The sequence below is a fragment of the Nocardiopsis ansamitocini genome, assembly GCF_030268225.1.
Lineage (GTDB): Bacteria > Actinomycetota > Actinomycetes > Streptosporangiales > Streptosporangiaceae > Nocardiopsis_D > Nocardiopsis_D ansamitocini.
Genome location: NZ_BSQG01000002.1, coordinates 482,336 through 503,015 on the forward strand (window position 1 = coordinate 482,336; position 20,680 = coordinate 503,015).

A 20,680-nucleotide genomic window follows, 5' to 3' on the forward strand; every position below is an offset into this window, starting at 1 on the left:
AATGCTGGGACGGGTCATTATCCGTGCTGGTCAGGGGTGTTCTGGGTGGTGCCGTCCGGGGTGTTCGGCCGCCTCGGCCCGGGCGGTGCGCTTGGCGACGGCCCGTTCGTCGGCTTCGGTGCGCTTGCGCAGCAGCCGGGGAATGTAGAGGAAGGCGAAGACGCCCAGACCGATCCCGGTGACGCACACCCAGATCCACCACCGCTCGTCCGGTGCGAGGGAATCGCCCGATGCGAGGAGCACGACCAGCGCGACCGCCCAGGCGAGCGAGCCCAGGGCGGTGGGGACGCGGTAGTCGGTTTCCAGGACCTCGGGGTCGGGCTGACGGGGTGTGCGCACCCTTTCAGGCTAATCGATCCGCGGGCGGTCCTCTCCGGCGCCCGGCTGGTGGGCCGGCGTCTTCGGCGGCCGGGCTTCGGGCGCCGTGCGCGCGGGTAGGAATCCGCAACGGTGTCGTCTCGACTCCGTAATCCCGGTTTGTCAGGATCGGTTGGGTGAACGAGACGCCCACGCCCGCATCCGAGGCCGATCCGGAGCCGCCTGCGGCAACCGGGTTCAGAGCAACCCTTGACCGCTACTTCCAGGTCTCCCGGCGCAAGTCCGACTTCGCGCGGGAGATCCGCGGTGGTCTGGCCATGTTCTTCGCGATGGCCTACATCATCGTCCTCAACCCGCTGATCATCGGAACGGGGACGGACGGGGACGGAAACCTGATCGGGGGAGCGGCCGACGCGGGCATCTCCATTCCGATGGTCGCCGCGGCCACCGCGCTGGTCGCGGGCGTGATGAGCATCCTGATGGGGGTGATCGGCCGGTACCCGTTCGGGCTCGCCGCGGGAATGGGGCTCAACGTCATCGTCGCCGTGACGCTGGCCCCCCAGATGACCTGGGCCGACGCAATGGGACTCGTCGTCCTTGAGGGCCTGATCCTGCTGGTGCTCGTCCTCACTGGTTTTCGCACCGCGGTCTTTCGCGCGATCCCCGCTGAGCTCAAGACCGCGATCGCGGTGGGGCTGGGCCTGTTCCTCACGCTGGTCGGCTTCGTCAACGCCGGGTTCGTGCGACGCGTGCCCGACGCGGCGGGGACCACGGTCCCGGTCCAGCTGGGCGACGGCCACCTCAACGGCTGGCCGATCCTGGTCTTCGTGGTCGGGTTGGCGCTCACCATCGTGCTCATGGTGCGCGGGACCAAGGGCGCGCTTCTGATCGGAATCATCGTGGCCACCGTCGTCGCGATCGTCGTCGAAGCGGTCGCCAAGGTCGGCCCGATGGTCGACCCGGTGAGCGGTGCGGTCAACCCGAACGGCTGGTCGCTCAACGTCCCGGAGCTGTCCGGCCCGGTCGTCGCCCTGCCCGACTTCGGGCTGCTCGGCCAGTTCACCCTCTTCGGCAGCCTGGAGCACATCGGCGTGATCACGCTGATTCTGCTGGTCTTCACGCTGATCCTGGCCGACTTCTTCGACACGATGGGCACCATGGTCGGGGTGGCGGGCCAGGCCGACCTCCTCGAAAAGAACGGCGACCTCCCGGGGGCGCGTGAAGTGCTGGTCGTCGACTCCCTGGCAGCGGTGGCAGGCGGTGCCTCCTCGTCCTCCTCGGCCACCGTCTACGCGGAGTCGGCAGCGGCGGTCGGTGAGGGTGCGCGGACCGGTATCGCGCCCATCGTCGCCGGGGTGCTGTTCCTCGTGGCCACGCTGTTCTCGCCCCTGGTCAACCTGGTGCCGTTCGAGGCGGCCACCCCGGTGCTGATCGTCGTGGGCTTCTTGATGATGACGCAGATCACCAAGATCGACTTCACCGACTTCGGTGTCGCGATCCCCGCGTTCCTCACCATCGTGGTCATGCCCTTCTCCTACTCCATCGCCGACGGTATCGGCGCGGGTTTCGTCAGCTACGTCCTGCTGCGCACCGCGCAGGGGCGGGCCGGGGAGGTCCATCCGCTGATGTGGATCGTGGCGGCGGCGTTCCTCGTCTACTTCGGGCTGGGGCCGATCCAGGCGCTCATCGGCTAGGTCTCCTGTGGCCGCGCTACGCTCCAATACCGGGTGCCCCGTCCGCGCAGCGGCCGGGGCGCCCTGGTTTTCCCGGCCGATTGTGATCGAGACCATGGTTTCTCGAGTGGTGCGAGCAGGAATGCGCGACTTCGAGATATCGTTAGCAAGAGTAATGAGTCATGCTAATGAAGCACCCCGACGTTTCCCAGCAGACCAGGACTGACGCGGGCCTGGCGGCCGAGCTCCGCATGGCCGTCGGGCGACTTGCCCGGCGGCTGCGCGCGCAGCGGCCCGACTCCTCCCTGTCCCTCGGTCAGGGGGCGGTGCTGTTCGCACTGGCACGGCACGGGCAGATGACGCCCGGTGGCCTCGCCGAGTACGAGAAGGTGCAGCCGCCGTCCATGACCAGGGTGATCTCCGCCCTGGAGGAGCGCGGTCTGGTGCGCAGGATGAAGCACCCGGACGACCGCCGCCAACAGCTCGTGGAACTGACCGATGAAGGCGCCCTCCTGGTGCATCAGGACCAGGAGCGCCGCGAGGCGTGGTTGACCCTGCGCCTGGCCGAACTGACCCCGGCCGAGAAGACGACGCTGCGCAAGGCGGCGCAGATCCTCGGAAGGCTCAGCCAGTCCTAGCCCGCGCCGTCGGGGTGCGCATCTGATCGAAGGAGCACGCCACGGCTACCGCCATCCGCCCCCAACCGCCCGCCGTCACCCCGGCCCGACCCGCTGAGGCGCTCGACGAACGCCCCCGACCGATCGACTCAGCGCCGGCGCCTCCGGTGCCGGCGTCCGACGCCAAGCCGACCATGTTCCGCTCGCTGCGCGTGCGCAACTACCGTCTGTACGCCATGGGTCAGATCGTCTCCAACAGCGGTACCTGGATGCAGCGTGTCGCCCAGGACTGGCTCGTCCTCCAGCTCAGCGGCGGCAGCGGCGTCGCCCTGGGCGTCACCACCGCGCTGCAGTTCCTGCCGATGCTGTTCTTCGCCCTATGGGGCGGAGCCATCGTGGACCGGCTCTCCAAGCGTGGCCTGCTCATCACCACCCAGGCGCTCATGGGCGGCCTCGCCCTCGGGCTCGGACTGCTCGTCACCCTCGGCGCCGCGCAGGTCTGGCACGTCTACCTGTTCGCTCTCGCCCTCGGTCTCATCACCGTCCTGGACAACCCCGCACGCCAGACCTTCGTGATGGAGATGGTCGGCCCCAAGGACATGTCCAACGCCGTCGCGCTGAACAGCGCCAGCTTCCAACTCGGCCGGGTCGTCGGCCCGGCGGTCGCCGGCCTGCTCATCGCCGCGATCGGCAGCGGACCGGTGTTCCTGGTCAACGCGCTGTCCTTCCTCGGTGTGATCGCCGGCCTCGCGATGATGCGCCCCTCCGAACTCAACGTCACCGAACCCGCCCCCCGCGCCAAGGGCCAGATCAGGGAGGGCCTGCGCTATGTCGCCGGACGCCGGGACCTGGTGCTGCTGCTGGTGATGATCGCGTTCGTGCAGCTGTTCGGCTCCAACGGTCAGAACCTGATCGCGCTCATGGTCAACAACGTCTTCCGGGCCGGCGCCCAGGCGTACGGGGTGGCCGCCGCCTGCTTCGCCGTGGGCGCGCTGGCCGGTGCGCTCATCGCTGCCCGCCGTGAGGCTCCCCGGCTGCCGGTACTGCTGGCCGGGGCCTTCACGTTCGGCCTCTGCCAGATCGTCGCCGGCCTCATGCCCACCTACCTGGTCTTCACCCTGGTCCTCATCCCGCTCGGCATCGCCTTCATGACGTTCACCGCCACGATGAACGCGTTCTTCCAGCTCAACGTGGACGGACAGATGCGCGGCCGGGTCATGGCGATGTATATGTTGGTCTTCCTCGGGGTGGCGCCCATCGGCGCACCGATCGTGGGGTTCCTGGCGGACGCCTTCGGCCCTGCTGCGAGCCTGATCACCGGGGGCGTCGTGGGCGTGGTGGTGACCACCGTCATCGCGATCGCCCTTGGACGTACCCTCGGTGTCGGCGTACGGGTGACCCCGCTGCGTCGTCCCTTCGTCGAGCTGACCCGGCGGCCGTTGGCCGAGTCGGCCTGAGCACGCCCCGGAGCCCTCGTTGCGCCTGTTCGCAGCCGTCGTGCCGCCGCCCCCCGTCTGTGACGAACTCCGGCGCGCACTCGTCCCCGTCCGCGAGCGCGCGCCCGAGGGCCTGCGCTGGTCGCCGCGCGAGCAGTGGCACGTCACCCTGCTCTACCTGGGAGAGGTGCCGGAGGAACGGGTCGCCGCGCTGCGCTGGGAGCTGGAGCGCTCGCTGACCCTGCACAAACGGTGTGTGCTCGGACTGGCCGGTGCCGGGACCTTCCCGGGCGACGCCGGCGCCGCCCGGGTGCTGTGGGCCGGGCTGACCGGTGAGACCGGTGCCCTCGCCGGGATGGCGGACGGGATTCGCGCGGCCGCAGCCGCCGCCGGGGTCGAGGCGGGGGAGGAGCGCGACTACGTGCCCCACCTCACCCTGGCCCGCGCGGGCGCCCCCACCGATCTGTCGCGTACCCGTGCCGACCTGGCCGGTCCGGTCGGCACCGAATGGACCGCCGACCAGGTTCACCTCGTCCACAGCCGCCCCGGGCACACGCCCCGGTACCACACCGTTGCCAGCTGGGGGCTAGCCTGAAGACCGATCGCACCAGCAGAGGAGCCGGGCCGGCCATGAGCATGCTCACCAACAACCGCAAGCAGCGCTGGCTGCTGCCGACCGTTCTCGCTGCGATCATGCTCATCGTCATCATCGGTGCGCTGCTCCAGTAGCGAAAGACCACCTCTCCCCGCACGCTCTGCTTCGCCGGTGCCGTGTCTGCGCGCAGTCGCCGCCCACGGAGCCGCTCAGCGTTCGGCCCGGACGCGGGCAGCCGCCTCCCCGACCAGGGCGGTGTTGTCGGTGGCCTCCGCGCCGTCGGGGGTCAGCAAGCAGTCCTCCAAGCCCATGCGCACGTCGAGGTCCAACGCCACGGCCTTGTCCAGGAGCGGCCACGCGGTCGCGTCCCGGCCGTGCAGCATCCGCGGCACAGTGCTCCGGGCACGGTCCAGTACGGAGGCGATGCCCGAAAGGGTCCGCAGGGCCTCGTCCGTGCCCTGCTCCACGGGCTCGATCAGCACCGATGAGCACACCTCGATGACATGCGAGGCAACCAGGACGCGCGCGGCCTCCACCGTCCAGACGCCCGCTTCGACCGCCACCCGGTGTCCGGCCAGCACCCGGGCCACCTCCAGCGAACCGGGTTCGTGCATGTTCACCGTCGCGGAATCGGGCAGCGTCCCCCACCTGCCGACCAGGTCGAGCCGTCGCCACGCGTCCGGCTCGGCCGACAACGAGGTCGTCACGCTCACCGGGACGCCCGGGACCCGGTCGTGCAGTCGGTCCAGCAGCGCGGTCACCAACTGGTGGTCCAGAGACTCCCGCCCCCGGCCGTCACGCGGGTGCACGTGCACCGCGGTCGCCCCCGCCCCGACCACCGCGGCAGCGTCCGCTGCCAACTGGTCCGGTGAGATCGGTAACGCGGGATGCTCGCCGGGGCGGCGGTCCCCGTTCAGGCAGGCGACGATTCTCATGGTCCTCCTCCGCTGGTGGAGCGGTTTGCCCTCCTGAGAGCCTCCCTGCCCCGACTGCGGGTCGCATACCCCCGTGCCCTGGACACGGGTGAAAAGATACGAACATGACCAGAAGCGCCGCCGCGCGGTGGGTCGCTGCCCTCGCGCTGCTTCCGGCGGTGCTCGGCGCCGCTCCTGCCCAGAACGCCACCCCCGAACCCGACCCCTCGGCCGCCGAAAGCCTTCCTCCGGGTACCGAGCGCGCTTTCACCATCACCGATCCCCGCATCGCCGAATCCAGCGGCCTGGCTGCCTCGGTGCGCCACGAGAACGTCTACTGGACGCACAACGACAGCGGGCCCCAGTACGGGCCCGACATCTACGCGGTGAACGATCAGGGCGAGACGCTGGCCACCGTCCGCCTGGTGGGGGAAGGGGTCGAGGCCCGCGACTGGGAGGCCATCGCACTGGGGACCGACGACTCCGGGGAACCCGCCCTCTACGTCGCCGACATCGGCGACAACTTCCAGGGTGGCTGGCCCTCGGTCCGGGTCTACCGGCTTCCCGAACCGGCGGAGCTCGTCGACCAGACCATTCAGGCCACCACGTTCACCTTCGGCTATGCCGACGGAGGCCGGGACGCGGAAGGCATCCTGGTCGATCCGCGCGACAACCGGCTCTACGTCGTCAGCAAGGAGATCGGCGGAAGCGTCTACGCCGCCCCCGAGCAACTGGACGCGACCGGCACCAACACCCTCACCCGGGTCGGCCCCGCGCCGCTGTTCGCCACGGACGCCGCGTTCTCCCCCGACGGCTCGCAGTACGCCATCCGCACCTATTGGGGCGCGGTCCTCTACGACGCCTCCGACGGTGTTCCCGGGCCGAGCACCGACCGGATCCAACTGCCCACGAGCGACCAGGGGGAGTCGCTCACCTACACCCGGGACGGCACCGCACTGCTGGTCGGCACCGAAGGGGAGCAAAGCCCCGTCTGGCGGATCCCGTTGGCCGAACCGGTGGAGCCCGCCGAACCGACCGCCGAGCCGGGCGCGGAACAGTCGTCGGCCCCCGAATCCGACACGCGGGACGAGCCGGCGCAACCCGTGGGGGCCGGGGTGTTCATCCTCGGCGGGGCCGTCCTCGCCGCTATCGTGATCGCGGGCATCGTCTGGTTGGCCCGGACCGGGTAGGGCGCCGGCGTCCCCGGATCACCCCTCTTCCATGAAGATCTCCCGGGCGAGGAAGGCGTGCCGGGAATGATCGGTGAAGACGCCGTCCACGCCCGCCACGAAGAAAGCGTCGTACTCGGTGGCGAAACCGCCGTAGGTCGTGGCGTCCGTTCCCGAGCGCAGCGTTTCGGGCAGGAAGTGGTTCTCGCTGCGAAAAGTGTAGGGGTGCACCAGCAGGCCCGCCTCGTGGGCGTCGTCGACCAGCGCGGTGGGCTCGCCCAGCTTTCCCTCATCGGTCACCGCGATGATCATGGACTTGTGCGGGCCGATCGCGTCGGCGAACTCCGCGACTTCCGCCAGCCCTTCGGGAGTGGTGAAGTGGCGCCACTTCTCCTCGGTCCCCATCAGGAAGACCAGGGGGAGTTCCAGGTCGCGCAGTTTTTGCAGGCTCTCGGCCTCGAAGGACTGTAGGAAGACCGGAACTTGCGGTTCCGGGCCGGCCAGGCCGTGCTCGCTCAGGGCACGGATCAGCGGCGGCTCCAACTCCAGTCCGATGGAGGCGTGGTAGGCCGGGTGCTTGGTCTCGGGGTAGATCCCGATCGGGCGGCCCAGCTCCTTGGTCAGGGCCTTGGCCAGCGCGATGATCTCTTCCAGCGTCGGCACCGGATAGTCGCCGTCGTGCGCGGTGTTGTCCGGACGCACCTCGGGCAACCGTTCGACGGCGCGCAGTGTCTTGATCTCGGCGAGGGTGAAGTCCTCCGCGAAGAACCCGGTCACCTCCGCCCCGTCGATGGTCCGGGTGCCCGCGCGGTCGGCGAACTCCGGGCGCGTGGCGACGTCGGTGGTGTGTCCGATCTCCGACTCGTGCCGCGCGATCAGATGACCGTCCTTGGTCGAGACCAGGTCGACCTCGATGAAGTCGCCGCCGTAGCGTGCGCCCAGCGTGTAGGAGGCCAGTGTGTGCTCGGGGCGGTGCCCCGACGCGCCGCGGTGCGAAATGATCTTGATGTGGGGAAGCTGTTTGTTCCTGCGCAAAGCCGAGGTCCGTCCGTACCGAGGGGTCGCCGAGAAAGGGTGCGGCCGGCCCGGAACACATCCGGACCGGCCACTATGTCTATCCGCTGGGTGGCACTCAGGCCAACCGGCCCACCACGTGGTCGACGCACTCGGTCAGCGCCTGCACGTCGGCCGGCGTGATCGCGGGGAACATGCCCACGCGCAACTGGTTGCGGCCGAGCTTGCGGTAGGGCTCGGTGTCCACGACGCCGTTGGCCCGCAGTACCGTGGCCACCGCCGCCGCGTCCACCTCGTCGGTGAAGTCGATCGTGCCCACGACCTGCGAGCGCTGCGCGGGGTCGGTCACGAACGGCGACGCGAACGCGGACTTCTCCGCCCAGCCGTAGAGCACCTGCGACGACTCGGCGGTGCGGTCGACCGCCCAGCCCAGGCCGCCCTGGCCGTTGATCCACTCGACCTGCTCGGCGAGCAGCAGCAGCGTGGACACGGACGGCGTGTTGTACGTCTGGTCCTTGCGGGAGTTGTCCACGGCGGTGGGCAGCGAGAAGAACTCCGGGACGTAACGGCCGCCGTCGGCGATCTCGGTGACCCGCTCCAGCGCCTTGGGCGACATGATCGCGATCCACAGCCCGCCCTCGGCCGCGAAGCACTTCTGCGGCGCGAAGTAGTAGACGTCGGTCTCGGTGATGTCCACCGGAAGCCCGCCGGCACCGCTGGTGGCGTCCACCAGGACGAGGGCGTCGTCGTCGGCGCCGCTGACGCGCGCGATGGGCGCGGCCACACCGGTGGAGGTCTCGTTGTGGGTCAGCGCGTAGACGTCGACGCCGGGCTCGGCCACCGCGACACCGTGGGTCCCGGGGTCGGAGGCGACGACGGTGGGCTCGCCCAGCCAGGGAGCACCCTTGGTGACCTTGGCGAACTTCGAGGAGAACTCGCCGAACGAAAGGTGCTGGGACTTGGCCCGGACCAGGCCGTGTGCGGCGATGTCCCAGAAGGCGGTGGTCCCGCCGTTGCCGAGGACGACCTCGTAGCCCTCGGGCAGGGAGAAGAGGTCGGCGAGGCCGGAGCGAACGCGGCCGACGAGCGATTTCACCGGCTTCTGGCGGTGGGAGGTGCCGAGGTAGGAGGCACCGGAGGAAGCCAGTGCGCTCAACTGCTCGGGACGGACCTTGGACGGGCCGCAACCGAAGCGGCCGTCACTGGGCAGGAGGTTCTCGGGAATGTGGATCTCGGTCACATCGGTCACCCTACTCTTGCCGTTCGGTCCGGCGCAGGCACGGGGGCAAACCTTCGGGCGGTCGGTTGCTGTGTCCGATATCGGCCAGGGCCAAAAGGTGACGAAAGACGTCTATTGGTTCAAGACTTTCGATGACCCGACCGTGCGCACCTCCGTGCACGTGCAGCCGATCGCGAGACCGGGAACCGCCCGACCGCAGACCTCGACACACGGGCGACCACGGTTCCCAGACGAGGAATCCATGACTCCATCCCCTCACGAGGGCGACAGGCCGAGCGGAAGGGAGCGGCGTTCGGACCCGCTCGCCTTCGTGTCCCTCTTCGACGCGCTCCGTCGTCCCCCGAGTCTGCTGGAGCGAAGCCAACAGGCCGCGGCCGACCGCGCGCTGCGCAAACGCGGCGACGCCGACCGCTACGACTCGCGCGAGGGCGTCTTCGGGCTGGGAGACACCCCGCTGCCGGTGGTCGAGTTGGTGGTCGCCGAGCCCGCGACCGGAGGGAAACCCGCCCAGGATCACGGCGTACGCAGGGCTCAGGAAGCGCGCAGGCTTCGGCGCGGCGGCTTCCGTTCCTGGCTGCCGAGCCTGCTCTTCCCGCGCAGCTCCCTCCCCGAGTACGCCGAGCAGGGGGTGTCCCGATCGGGGGCGGACAGTCCCACCGCCCAGCAGTCGGTCCCGTCGCCGGGGGTGTCGAGCAGCGAGCCGGACCGCACCGGGACCGACGCGGACCTCGTCACCCGCGCGCTGGTCGTGCGCGCCGCCAACCAGCCGATGGCCCTGCTCCACCAGGCGGAGGACAAGTACCGGACCTCTCCCGAGGGCTTCGTCAAGGAGAGCGGCCCGCTCTTCCAGACCAGAATGGACGTCCAGGCCCTCGTCGACGCGATCAAGGGGACGCCCAGCGGAGTACCGGAGGAGCAGGCCCGTGACCGGGCCGCCCCGGAGCCGCCCTCCTTCCCGCGGGTGGAGTCCCTGTTCCGACTGTTCGACGTCTTCGCCGCCGACCGGTTCGAACAGCAGGGGCAGTCCGACCAGGGCGGGCGCCTGGGCACCGGCCAGGAGATCGCGCAGGCACTGCGCCTGCACGAGCTGGGTGCCTGGCGGGTGGGCAGGACCGCTGCGATTCCGGGACGACCGTTGACCCGTTTCTGGCGATTCGTGGTCAGCACGATCGGTTCGTGGATCTATCGGCGGTTCTACCGGGTGCTGTACGAGGGGCTCAGTTTGTTCTGGCGCCCGCGCCGCCAGGGCGACAACGGAAAATCCTCCGGCCGGGCCGATCTGAACTTCGACCTCTTCGACGCCAAGGTCCTCACCCCCCTGGGGGTCGTGCTCAACATCAGCATCCTCGGCCTGCTGGTCACCGGAGTCACCCTCAACCTGCCCAAGGACCTGGTGGAGGGCTTCACCGCCATCCTCCTGCTGCTGGTCCTGGGGGTCTACCGGCTCATCGGCTACGTGTGCTGGGGCTATCCCTGGCAGCCCTACCGCTGGCTGGCCAGACAGCCCTACCGATTGGACACCGAGGCCGACCGTCGGCAGCGGTGGGGCAGCCGCCGCGCCTACCGGGCCGTCGCCGAGCGGGCCGGCAAGGAGTACGCGGAACTGGTGTTGTCGGAGACGGGGCGGACGAGCGCCGACCGGATCCACCAGATGCGGCTGCTCATCGTGAACGCTTTCCTCACCGACCTCGACGCCGCCTACGGTCCTTTCCCCTGGTACCAGTGGAGGCGCGCGGCCCGCGCGCGCGGCCTGCTGCGCCCCGCGCTGGTCGTGGACCGGGCGCGCACACGGTGGAACGGCGGCGACACCGTCCAGGATCCGACGGTCAGCACGGCAGTGGGGACGGCCCGCGCCGCGGACGTACTGTTCCTCGTCGAAGAGATCCGCACCAGCCAGTACTTCCCCGACCCGCTCGTGGTGGTCGTGCTCCGCGCGGAAGGGATGCCCCCGACCCGGTTCGGCTCGCGGGTGCCCAGCCGGGCGGAGGCTCCGGGACGGCTGGCCGACGACGTCGTGGCGTGGCAGCTGTTGCGCCGCCGGCTGGGGCGCCTGGGAGCGGGACGGACCCTGTCCTTCGACATCAGTGCCTCCGCCGACCAGCGCAGGGGTGAGAACGCGGTTGCCGCCCCCACCTTCCTGCCGACCCGGTCGATGCGGGTCAGATCCGCGATGCCCGCCGCGGCCCTTCTCCTGGCGCTGGTCCTGCTGGCCGGGGTGTCCGTGGTCGCCTATGACCAGTCCACCGGAAACGAGTGCTGGTGGGGCCGCCGCTTCGCCGAGCAGCCCGACCAGATCCTGCAACTGCCCAAGCCCGAGGGGGTCCAGGGCCCCAGCCCCTTCGACTGCGTCGGTTTCACCGACGGCTCCTACGTCTTCCACGAGCGGTTGGGGGCTGCCCAGGAGACCATCGCCGAACAGAACGTCCAGGCGGAAGCGGGACCGCACGTCACGGTGGTGTACTTCGCCGCGCTCTCGGTCGACGACGACACCGCCCAGCGCGCGCTCCTGGCGGGGGTGCACGGCGAACTCGTCGGGCTTGCCCTGCGCCAACGCGAGTACAACGCGCTGCGCTCGGACGACGAGCTGCGGATCCGTATCCTGCTCGCCAACGCGGGACCGGTGCTGAGGCACGGGGTGGAGGTGGCCGAGGCGGTCGCGGCCGAGGCGGCTCGCGATCCCGGAGTGGTCGCGGCCCTCGGTTTCGGCCAGAGCCGCCAGTCCACCAGGGACGCGATCAGCGTCCTGGCCAAGGCGGGAATCCCGATGATCGCCACGACCCCGACCTTCGACGACATCGACCTCGTCAACGGCCGGCACAGCGACTTCTTCTTTCCCCTCGCACCGTCCAACACCCGCATCGCCACCCAGGCGGCCGCGTGGGCACGGGAAGGGGTGACAACGGACAAGGGGCAGCTCCCCAGGGCGGAAAGGGTCGCCGTCTTCTGGCAGCGCTCGAAGGAGGACCTCTACGGCGGTCAGCTCGCCAGCGTGTTCATGGGCGAGTTCAACCGCCCCGGCGCACTGGGCGGGGGGATTCCCGGCGGGGTCGCCCTCGACGCGGGCTACGACCCCCAGGGCACCGGCCTGCGCGACACCGTGCGCTCCGTCTGCCAGGAGGAGCCGGACATGGTCTACTACGCCGGCCGCTCCGACCAGTTCCCGCTGTTCCAGGACGAGTTGCTGCTGGCCGACGGCTGCCAGGGAGGGGTGTCGATCATGGCCGGTGACGACATCGTCAAGTACGTCTCCGACCAGGGAGCGAGCGACTCGGACTTCCCGTTGTACTACACCCCGCTCGCCGCGGACGGCGGGTGGGGCGCGGTCACCGAGGATGACGCCGGGAAGGGCGCGTTCTACGGGAAGTTCGCCGACCTGGTCGCCGCGATCCCCATCCGGTCGGCCACCCCGGCGGAACGTCCCTCGGTGCCCCACGGGGTGATGGCCTACGACGCCCTGACCGTGATCGGCGAGGCACTGGCCGACGCCCGCCGCAACCAGGACCCCGCCGACTCCGCGGCGCTGCCGACCGGTCTGGCGCCCTCCTTGCTGTCGGGGCGCCTCGGTGTTCCCGGGGTGAGCGGCTACATCTCCTACGGCACCCCCGGGGAGAGAGGCAACTGGATCGAGGACAAGCTGATCCAGCTGGTCCTGGCGCGCCTCGGGGCCGAACCCGTCACGATCGCCGCCTGCGGCCGGGTCAGCGACCTCGACGACCAGTCCGAGGCCAACCTGGCGGCGAACGGGTGCGTGCGCTAGGCGTTCGGCACCGTACCGACCCCACCGGTAGTGGGTTCCGCCGGTCGCCATGGCGACCGGCGGAACCCACTACCGCCTCAGCGGTGGTGACCGATCAGGCGCCCTGCTCGATGGCGGCCGCGGAACCGTCGACGGTGGTGATGTCGCGCTTGGCGGGCCCGGTGTACCGGGCGCTGGGGCGCACCAGGCGGCCGGTCCGCTTCTGCTCCAGGATGTGCGCCGACCAGCCGGCGGTACGGGCGCTGGTGAACATGGAGGTGAACAGCGACGACGGGATCTCTGCGAAGTCGAGTACGACGGCGGCCCAGTACTCCACGTTGGTGGCCAGGACCCGGTCGGGCTTGCGGGCGTGCAACTCCTTCAGCGCCGCGGTCTCCAGCGCCGCCGCGACCTCGTAACGGGGCGCGTCGAGCTCCTTTGCCGTCCGGCGCAGCACGCGGGCACGCGGGTCCTCCGCGCGGTACACGCGGTGGCCGAAGCCCATCAGACGTTCGCCCTTGTCGAGGGCCTGGGTCACGTACGTGCCGGCGTCGCCGATGCGCTCGGTCTCGTCCAGCATGTGCAGCACACGCGCCGGTGCACCACCGTGCAGCGGGCCGGACATGGCGCCCACGGCTCCTGAGAGCGCCGCCGCCACGTCCGCGCCGGTCGAGGCGATGACCCGGGCGGTGAACGTCGAGGCGTTGAGGCCGTGCTCGGCAGCGGAGGTCCAGTAGGCGTCCACGGCCTTGACGTGCCGGGGGTCGGGATCGCCGCGCAGTTGGATCATGAAGCGCTCGACGACGGTACGGCCCGCTTCGACGCGCTCGCGTCCCACCTCGGGCTGGTCGCCGCGTGCGGACTGGGCGATCACCGAGAGAGCGGCCGCGGTGGCCCGGGCGACGTTGTCGCGTGCCTCGGCGTCGTCGATGTCCAGCAGCGGTTTGAAGCCCCATAGTGGAGCAAGGGTCGCGAGCGTGCTCTGCACGTCGACGCGTACGTCACCGGTGGAGACCGGCCGGGCGAACGGGTCGGCGAAGGGAAGCCCGGGGTCCAGGTCGTCGTCGACCAGCAGGCCCCAGACGCGTCCGAAGGTCACGTGACCGACGAGGTCCTCGATGTCGACACCCCGATACCGTAGGGCGCCGCCCTCCTTGTCGGGTTCGGCGATCTCGGTCTCGAACGCCACGACTCCTTCGAGTCCGGGTTTGAAGTCCGACATACCGGTTTCCTCCGTCTCCTCGATCCAGGGGCAAGGGTGGCCCCGTGAACCGCTTGGGATTTTTCCAATGACACGCGAGGTGTCGTCAATGGCGGTGCCGCCACGATGGCGTGCGCCCCACAGGTCGTGTGAGGATGCAGCACTGTGAACCATTGTGACCCTGCTGAGCTGCGTGAACCTTATGACGGTACGCCGTTGTCCGGTTCTGGGTTGTCTCAGCACCCTATGGAGCAGTTTCATGCCTGGTTTACCCAGGCCCGCGACGCGGGCCTCGTCGAGCCCAACGCGATGGTTCTGACGACGGTCGATCCTTCCGGTTCCCCCCGTGCGCGGACCGTCCTTTTGAAGGGTTTCGACCGCTCTGGCCTGCGGTTTTTCACTAACTACCGATCGCGCAAAGGGGTGGCCATGGCCGGTGATCCGCGTGTCTCGGTGGTCTTTCCCTGGCACCAGATGCGCCGTCAGGTGATCGTCTCCGGCCGTGTCGAACGTCTCACCGATGGAGAGAACGACACCTATTTCGCACGACGTCCCAGGGGTTCACAAATCGGGGCATGGGCGAGTGAGTACCAGTCCTCGCCAGTGGCCGATCGCGCGCAGCTCGACGCCCGCTATGCGCGCCTCGCGGCGAAGTGGGCACCGGACGAATCGATCCCCAGGCCGCCCTACTGGGGAGGTTTTCGCATCCTCCCCGAGGAAGCGGAGTTCTGGCAGGGGCGCAACGATCGAATGCACGACCGTTTCCGCTATCTCCGTACGTCGGGTGAGGGCGACGCGGAATGGGCGATCGACCGCCTCTCGCCATGAAACCCCGGCTGGGCGGGGATTTTTGTGTCCGATTCGTTAAGTGTCGTGCGTCACACTTGGCGGAATTGGGGTGGCCGTCGCCACGCTATGATTGGACCCATCGGTGGCCGTTTCCACGGCCGGGGCGCATCACGGTCGAACCGGTGCAACACCGCTCATCCCAGGGTGCGCGACCTTGCCGGAACAGTCGCGCACTGGCCCGTGTTGAGACAACTGCCGCGTTGACTGCTCTCAACGGGCCCACGGAGGGAGGGAGAGTCTTGACCGCACACGGACTCATCGACACCACGGAGATGTATCTCCGTACGATCTTCGAGCTCGAAGAAGAGGGCATCGTCCCGCTTCGGGCGCGCATCGCCGAACGGCTCCAGCAGAGCGGCCCGACGGTCAGCCAGACGGTTGCACGCATGGAACGCGACGGACTGCTGCGCGTCGAGAACGACCGTCACCTGGTCATGACCGAGGAAGGCCGCAGGCTGGCCACGCAGGTCATGCGCAAGCACCGGCTCGCCGAGCGACTGCTCGTGGACGTCATCGGCCTCCCCTGGGAGGACGTGCACGTCGAGGCGTGCCGTTGGGAGCACGTCATCTCCGAGGCGGTCGAGGAGCGTCTGGTCGGCCTCCTCAAGGGGCCGTGGGCCTGCCCGCACGGCAACCCGATTCCCGGCCTCGACGAGCTCGGGCTGGAGGATTATTCCCCCGAACCCTTCTCGGGCACCACGATCGTCCCTATGGTCGACATCGCCACCGGCGCGGAGTCCACGGTCACGGTCCGCCGTATCAGCGAGCAACTCCAAAGTGACACCGAGGTAATGCTCGTTCTCAAGCGCGCTGGGGTACAACCCGAAGAGGAAGTTACACTCATCGCGAGTGATGACGGCGTGCGAGTGATTGGTGGTACCACCGAGGATGGCGAGTCGACCGAACTGCCCAGGCAGGTCGCAAGTCATATCTTCGTCGCCAAGCCGTAGCCGGGGGACGGCAGGTCACGTGGGTGCTCCGCGAGATGTCATGTTGCTCTGCGGATGTGTTCCCGCTGTTGCTACGCTCGCTGCATGGCGTGGGCCAGTCGGCATGAAACTGCAAACGCCCACTACGCGGGGGCGATGCGGGTTGCGTGGGTCATCATGAGTACGTTCCGTGACGGCGAGGTGGCTGCGCTATGAAGCGTTGGGGGGAAGCCTTCTACGGCGACAACGCGCTTGCTGGAGCCGAGGTTCTGGAGCAGGCGCAGATCGCCGTAGTGGTACTGGACCGCTTCAGTAACCTCCGTTACTGGAACGAATTCGCGCGCGACCTCTTCGGGTTCGTCGGCGGACGCGACTACCTGGGCGCCTCGCTGCTGGACATCGGCATCCACGAGGCGGACCACGAACAGGCCGGACAACTGGTCCGCCGCGTTCTCAAGGGCGAGTCCTGGGAGGGAACCTTCGCCGTCCTGCGCGGCGATTCCACCTGGATCCACGTCCGGGCCACCGCCGTCCCGACGAAGCACCCCTCCGGTGCGGTCGAGGGCGTGATGCTCTTTGCGAGCGAGGCCCTGCGCAACGGTCGGGTGGAAGAACAGTACGGCCTGCTCGACCGGATCGGCCGACGCCTCGCCGGTTCGCTGGAGTTCAGCGCCACCCTCAAGGCCGTGGCCGAGATCCTCGTCCCCCAGTTCGCCGACCACTGCTTCATCGACCTCTACGACCACGACCGCCTGGTGCGCCGTGTCTCGGTGCACGCCGAGGGGTGGAGCCCGCCACCGGCCAGCTGGGTCGACGTCGGCGAAGAGGTCCGCTATCCCGATCACCACTTCGTCTACAAGGCCATCCGGCGCCTGGAGACCGTGGTCGTGGGCGACTACGTGCACAGCAGCGACGTGGCCCCCAACGAGCGTTCGGCCCGAGTCTCGGAGCAGGTGGGGGTGACCTCCGCCGTTGCCGCGCCGCTGCGGGCCCGCGGTGAGGTGCTGGGCGTGCTCACCCTCGCCCTGTCCGCGCTCAGTGCCCGCGACAAGACCGACTACGACGGTTTCGACCGTGACCTGGTCGGTGCGATCGCCTCCCGGGTTGCGCTGGCCATCGACAACGCCCGGTTGTTCGAGGAGGAGCGCACGACCGCGCTCGCTTTCCAGAACAGCTTGCTGCCGCGCGACTTCCAAGATTTCGACGGCCTCTCCATCGCGCACCGCTACACCCCCGCCAAGCCGCTGGAGGTCCACGGACACGGCATCCAGACCCAGGTCGGCGGCGATTTCTACGATGTCATCCCCCTGTCCGCGGGCCGCGTGGGAATCGTCATCGGCGATGTCGAGGGCCGCGGACCGCACGCCGCCGCCGTCATGGGCCAGTTGCGCGCCGCACTCCGCGCCTTCGCGCAGGCCGACCGCGAGCCGGGCGACATCCTGCGCGCGCTCGACGAGTGGGTACGCCAGCTCGGTACGCCCGACGACGAGGGCGGAACCTGGGTGCCCAGCGTCAGCTGTCTCTACATGGCCTACGACGCCTGGTCCCGGGAGCTCTCCTACGCCAACGCGGGCCACTCGCCTCCGTTGCTGATCTGCGACGGTCGGGTCGAGGACCTGGAACTCCAGTTCCGGGACAAACTGCTCGGGGCCAAGCACAAGGGCGTCCCCGGGGAGTCCGTGTACCAGCAGGCCACGCTGACCCTGCCACCCGGAGCCACCCTGCTGCTCTACACCGACGGGTTGGTCGACCGCCGGCTGCCCGGGCGGGCCGTCAACGTCGAGCACTCGCTGGACATCCTGCACGAGCGGGTCCGTGAGGTCGCCGACAAGGACGTCGAGCAGATCGCGGTCGTCGCCGACAACGCCGTTCCCGGTGAGATGGAAGACGACACCGCGCTGCTGGTGGTGCGCTCCCACCCCGAGGAACTGGCTCTGCAACAGGGATGGTTCCCGGCCGAAGCCCCCACTGTCGCCGAGGCGCGTCATCTCGCGTCCACCACCTTCAAGGAATGGGGAATGGACCGCGACCAGGCCGAATTGGCCTGCCTGCTGGTCTCCGAGATCGTCACGAACGTCGTCATCCATGCCACCCCGCACCCGGTCAGCCGCGAGTTCACCGAGAACGGTGTGAAGGACTCCGACGGTCCGCCGGAGCTCGACGGCTTCGACGACTTCGACGAGGACTGGTCGGATCTGCTGGAGGAGAGCTCCGCCGGCGAGCCCGAGGACTCGTCGAGCAGGGAGTTCCTGATCCGGTTGCGCCGCGGCGGAAACTCGGTGTGGGTCGAGGTCTTCGACCACGACCTGCGGCTGCCCCGCATCCGCAAGGCAGGGGCCGACGACGAAGGCGGCCGCGGTCTCTACCTCGTCGACCAGTTGGCCTCGCGCTGGGGATCGCGTCCCACGCCTGAGGGCAAGGCCGTCTGGTTCGAGATTCCGATGCACGGCGAGGACGAGTAGCCGACCCCCCGGACGCCGGCCCCGTTCCAGGGGCCGGTGCCCCGCGAAAACCCTCCCGGGGACGGGCTTCCTCCCGCGTTGCTCGGCGGTGGGGTGGTCCCGGGTGCGCTGGGGCGGATCTCCGCGGGGCGAGTTCCGGTCGTCATGAAGTGAAACTGACCTGCCGGCGGCCGATGAGGAACCACAGCAAGGCTCCGATCAGGGGGGCGCAGATGATGAAGATGATCCACACCACCTTCATCCCGCCACTCACCCGGGACCCCAGGATGCTGATCAGGGCGGCGATGATCAATCCGATAACGACCACGGCCGCTGCCAGGGTTCCTACCATGGCGAGGACCACGAGGGTGGTCTCGGCGGGGGAGTTGGTCGTCAACGCGGTGAAGAGCATATAAATCCCTTTTTCGTTCGGAGCCGGCATGCGGGGGCGACGCCGTCGTCGACGTGGCGTCGCGATGGGTGATCGTCGTGTGCGGGCGCAAGGTGCGGGTTCTTCGTCGTGGGAACGGGCGGTGGTGGCCGCGCGGCCGGGCCGGTACGGGTAGGCCCGCGGCCCCGTGTCGCCGTTGACCCGGGGTCATGAACGGAGGATCCTTGTTCATGCATGACAAAGTACCCTGTAACGCAAGGTACCTTGCAGGAGACACGCCATTAGTGTGACATGTTGTCACAGTTCGTGTTCGCTGGGGGGCAGGAGGCGCGGATTCCGCGCTCCGACGGTTCTCGGCCTGCCGCATGGGCGGACGCGGGATGGCAGATCCCGGCCGAAGGGCTCGGTGCGTCCTCTCGGCGGCGCAGTCCTGGCGGAAAGAGGAACAGGGGACCGTCGGCCCCGTGGGCGGGAAAGCCGCCGGAAGGGATGCGGTCCTCTCCGGTCCTTCGGTGGCGTGGCCTGGGAACAACTCTCACCTGGGCCGGTGTCGCCCCACCCGTGGATAGGGCAAACGGACCGCCGGATCGCGGCGACCCGGGCCGACTCGTTGCGTGCCCGCGTGGTCCGCTCGTACGGAGCTTCGCCTCGGCCGACCCAGTTGCGTCGTCGCGCGCGTGCTCATCGGCGTACGACTGCCTCGGGGCGACGCACGTCGGTCAGCGAGTCTGATACGCCCACAGCAGCAGCACCACGATGATGAAGAACAGCACCAGGCCGCCCGTGGTCCACGGGACGTGGACGCGTCTGCGCAGCCAGCGGATTCCCAGGATCACGAAGATGACCAGGAGGCCGAGGACGATCGCGCCGTCGTAGGAGCCGCTCATGTCAGGGGGCCTTTCGCCGGGGCTCGCAGGGGTGTGGCGCTAAAGGCCCAGAGAGCGGCCCACGATCTCCTTCATGATCTCGGTGGTGCCACCGAAGATCGAGTAAACGCGGACGTCCTGCCATGCCTTTGCCACGGGGTACTCCATCATGTACCCATACCCGCCGTGGAGTTGCAGGCACCGGTCCATGACCTTGTTGCAGAGTTCACTGGTCCACCACTTGGCCTTCGCCGCGTCCTCGACGGTGAGTTCGCCGCGATTGTGCAGCGTGATGGCCCGGTCCACGTAGACGCGGGCCAGGTCCACCTCGGTGGCGAGCTCGGCGAGGACGAAACGGGTGTTTTGGAACGTGCTGATGGGGTGGCCGAAAGCGGTCCGCTGGGTGCAGTAGGCGATCGTCGCGGCGAGGGTCTGTTCGGCCGCCGCCGTGGCGGAGACGGCGATGGACAGCCGCTCCTGGGGCAGGTTGTTCATCAGGTGGACGAAGCCCTGGTTCTCCCGGCCGATCAGGTTCGTCGCCGGAACGCGGACGTCGGTGAAGAACAGTTCGGCGGTGTCCTGTGCCTTGAGTCCGATCTTGTCGAGGTTGCGTCCCCGGCCGAAGCCGGGCATACCGCGCTCCACCGCGATCAGCGAGAGGCCGTGCGCCCCCGCGTCCGGCGCGGTCACGGCCACCACGATGACCAGGTCGGCGTTGATGCCGTTGGTGATGAAGGTCTTCTGTCCGTTCAGGACGTAGTCGGCACCGTCGCGCACAGCGGTGGTCGTGATGCCTTGGAGGTCGCTGCCGGCACCCGGTTCGGTCATGGCGATGGCGGTGATGAGCTCCCCGGAGGAGAAGCCGGGCAGCCAGCGGCGCTTCTGCTCGTCGGTGGTCAGCTCCACGAGGTAGGGCGCGTTCACGTCGTTCTGCAGCCCGAAGCCCAGGCCGCTCGCGCCGACCCGGCAGATCTCCTCGGCGAGGACCGTGTTGAAGCGGTAGTCGGTACTTCCCGACCCGCCGAACTCCTCGGGGACGCCGAGCCCGAGCAGGCCCATCTCTCCTGCCTTGCCCCATACCGCGCGCGGCACGATCCCGTCGGCCTCCCACTGCTGGTGGAAGGGGACGACCTCGCGCTTGAGGAACTCGGCGACCGAGTCGCGGAACAGGTCGTGCTCGGTCTCGAACAGCTCGCGCCGCATGGACTGCCTCCTCAACGCCCGTCCTCGTTCTCGGCCACGTTAACCGAATCGGGTTCGGCTTGATAGGGGTGTCGTCTTCGGTGCCGCC

The 20,680-nt window shown here is 69.1% G+C and carries 17 protein-coding genes; 9 read left to right on the top strand and 8 right to left on the bottom strand.

From position 1 onward, the window contains the following. Nucleotides 1–30: 30 nt before the first annotated feature. Nucleotides 31–339 carry a DUF2530 domain-containing protein gene (locus tag QSJ59_RS08830; RefSeq protein WP_285758522.1) on the bottom strand — a complete coding sequence of 103 codons (309 nt, stop codon included), beginning with the start codon at nt 337–339 and terminating at the stop codon, nt 31–33. A gap of 155 nt (nt 340–494) precedes the next feature. Between QSJ59_RS08830 and QSJ59_RS08835 the strand changes: the two genes are divergently transcribed. From QSJ59_RS08835 to thpR, 4 genes are all read left to right on the top strand, one after another. Beyond that, nucleotides 495–2,012 carry an NCS2 family permease gene (locus QSJ59_RS08835; protein ID WP_285758524.1) on the top strand — a complete coding sequence of 506 codons (1,518 nt, stop codon included), beginning with the start codon at nt 495–497 and terminating at the stop codon, nt 2,010–2,012. 167 nt (nt 2,013–2,179) lie between these two features. Then, nucleotides 2,180–2,629 carry a MarR family transcriptional regulator gene (locus QSJ59_RS08840; RefSeq protein ID WP_285758526.1) on the top strand — a complete coding sequence of 150 codons (450 nt, stop codon included), beginning with the start codon at nt 2,180–2,182 and terminating at the stop codon, nt 2,627–2,629. Between the two features lie 173 nt (nt 2,630–2,802). Then, on the top strand, nt 2,803–4,065 hold the full coding sequence (locus QSJ59_RS08845; protein WP_285758783.1) for an MFS transporter: 1,263 nt from the start codon (nt 2,803–2,805) through the stop codon (nt 4,063–4,065). 19 nt (nt 4,066–4,084) lie between these two features. Beyond that, nucleotides 4,085–4,639 carry an RNA 2',3'-cyclic phosphodiesterase gene (gene thpR / locus QSJ59_RS08850; protein ID WP_285758528.1) on the top strand — a complete coding sequence of 185 codons (555 nt, stop codon included), beginning with the start codon at nt 4,085–4,087 and terminating at the stop codon, nt 4,637–4,639. 209 nt (nt 4,640–4,848) lie between these two features. Here thpR and QSJ59_RS08855 read toward each other — a convergent pair whose 3' ends face one another. Next, nucleotides 4,849–5,574 carry a 3-keto-5-aminohexanoate cleavage protein gene (locus QSJ59_RS08855; RefSeq protein WP_285758529.1) on the bottom strand — a complete coding sequence of 242 codons (726 nt, stop codon included), beginning with the start codon at nt 5,572–5,574 and terminating at the stop codon, nt 4,849–4,851. Nucleotides 5,575–5,678: 104 nt separating this feature from the next. Here QSJ59_RS08855 and QSJ59_RS08860 point away from each other — a divergent pair, with 104 nt between their 5' ends. Then, on the top strand, nt 5,679–6,743 hold the full coding sequence (locus tag QSJ59_RS08860) for a hypothetical protein (RefSeq protein WP_285758530.1): 1,065 nt from the start codon (nt 5,679–5,681) through the stop codon (nt 6,741–6,743). A gap of 18 nt (nt 6,744–6,761) precedes the next feature. Here QSJ59_RS08860 and QSJ59_RS08865 read toward each other — a convergent pair whose 3' ends face one another. Both QSJ59_RS08865 and serC read right to left on the bottom strand, forming a co-directional pair. Further along, nucleotides 6,762–7,757, bottom strand: coding sequence for a glycerophosphodiester phosphodiesterase family protein (locus QSJ59_RS08865; protein WP_285758532.1), 996 nt, complete (start codon nt 7,755–7,757; stop codon nt 6,762–6,764). Between the two features lie 97 nt (nt 7,758–7,854). Next, the gene (serC, locus tag QSJ59_RS08870) at nt 7,855–8,985 is read right to left on the bottom strand and encodes a phosphoserine transaminase (RefSeq protein ID WP_285758534.1); all 1,131 of its coding nucleotides are present in this window, start codon (nt 8,983–8,985) and stop codon (nt 7,855–7,857) included. A gap of 232 nt (nt 8,986–9,217) precedes the next feature. Here serC and QSJ59_RS08875 point away from each other — a divergent pair, with 232 nt between their 5' ends. After that, nucleotides 9,218–12,733 carry a type 1 periplasmic-binding domain-containing protein gene (locus QSJ59_RS08875; protein WP_285758536.1) on the top strand — a complete coding sequence of 1,172 codons (3,516 nt, stop codon included), beginning with the start codon at nt 9,218–9,220 and terminating at the stop codon, nt 12,731–12,733. Nucleotides 12,734–12,827: 94 nt separating this feature from the next. On the opposite strand, the gene QSJ59_RS08880 is transcribed toward QSJ59_RS08875, so the two are convergent. Continuing rightward, on the bottom strand, nt 12,828–13,934 hold the full coding sequence (locus QSJ59_RS08880; protein ID WP_285758537.1) for a citrate synthase 2: 1,107 nt from the start codon (nt 13,932–13,934) through the stop codon (nt 12,828–12,830). Nucleotides 13,935–14,078: 144 nt separating this feature from the next. Between QSJ59_RS08880 and pdxH the strand changes: the two genes are divergently transcribed. The 3 genes from pdxH to QSJ59_RS08895 all read left to right on the top strand — a co-directional run bounded on the left by pdxH (nt 14,079) and on the right by QSJ59_RS08895 (nt 18,153). Beyond that, the gene (gene pdxH / locus QSJ59_RS08885; protein WP_285758538.1) at nt 14,079–14,741 is read left to right on the top strand and encodes a pyridoxamine 5'-phosphate oxidase; all 663 of its coding nucleotides are present in this window, start codon (nt 14,079–14,081) and stop codon (nt 14,739–14,741) included. 260 nt (nt 14,742–15,001) lie between these two features. Next, entirely contained in the window at nt 15,002–15,712 is a 711-nt protein-coding gene (locus tag QSJ59_RS08890; RefSeq protein ID WP_285758539.1) for an iron-dependent transcriptional repressor DtxR, read from the top strand. A gap of 191 nt (nt 15,713–15,903) precedes the next feature. Next, complete coding sequence (locus QSJ59_RS08895) at nt 15,904–18,153, top strand: SpoIIE family protein phosphatase (RefSeq protein WP_285758540.1); 2,250 nt, start codon at nt 15,904–15,906, stop codon at nt 18,151–18,153. A gap of 142 nt (nt 18,154–18,295) precedes the next feature. Here the strand turns inward: QSJ59_RS08895 and QSJ59_RS08900 are convergent, their stop codons facing one another. The 3 genes from QSJ59_RS08900 to QSJ59_RS08910 all read right to left on the bottom strand — a co-directional run bounded on the left by QSJ59_RS08900 (nt 18,296) and on the right by QSJ59_RS08910 (nt 20,592). Continuing rightward, a complete protein-coding gene (locus QSJ59_RS08900) occupies nt 18,296–18,544 on the bottom strand; it encodes a PLD nuclease N-terminal domain-containing protein (protein ID WP_432707450.1) in 249 nt (82 codons plus the stop codon). A 698-nt stretch (nt 18,545–19,242) separates the two neighbouring features. After that, complete coding sequence (locus QSJ59_RS08905; RefSeq protein ID WP_285758542.1) at nt 19,243–19,410, bottom strand: hypothetical protein; 168 nt, start codon at nt 19,408–19,410, stop codon at nt 19,243–19,245. Between the two features lie 39 nt (nt 19,411–19,449). Next, the gene (locus QSJ59_RS08910) at nt 19,450–20,592 is read right to left on the bottom strand and encodes an acyl-CoA dehydrogenase family protein (RefSeq protein ID WP_285758544.1); all 1,143 of its coding nucleotides are present in this window, start codon (nt 20,590–20,592) and stop codon (nt 19,450–19,452) included. Nucleotides 20,593–20,680: the final 88 nt, after the last annotated feature.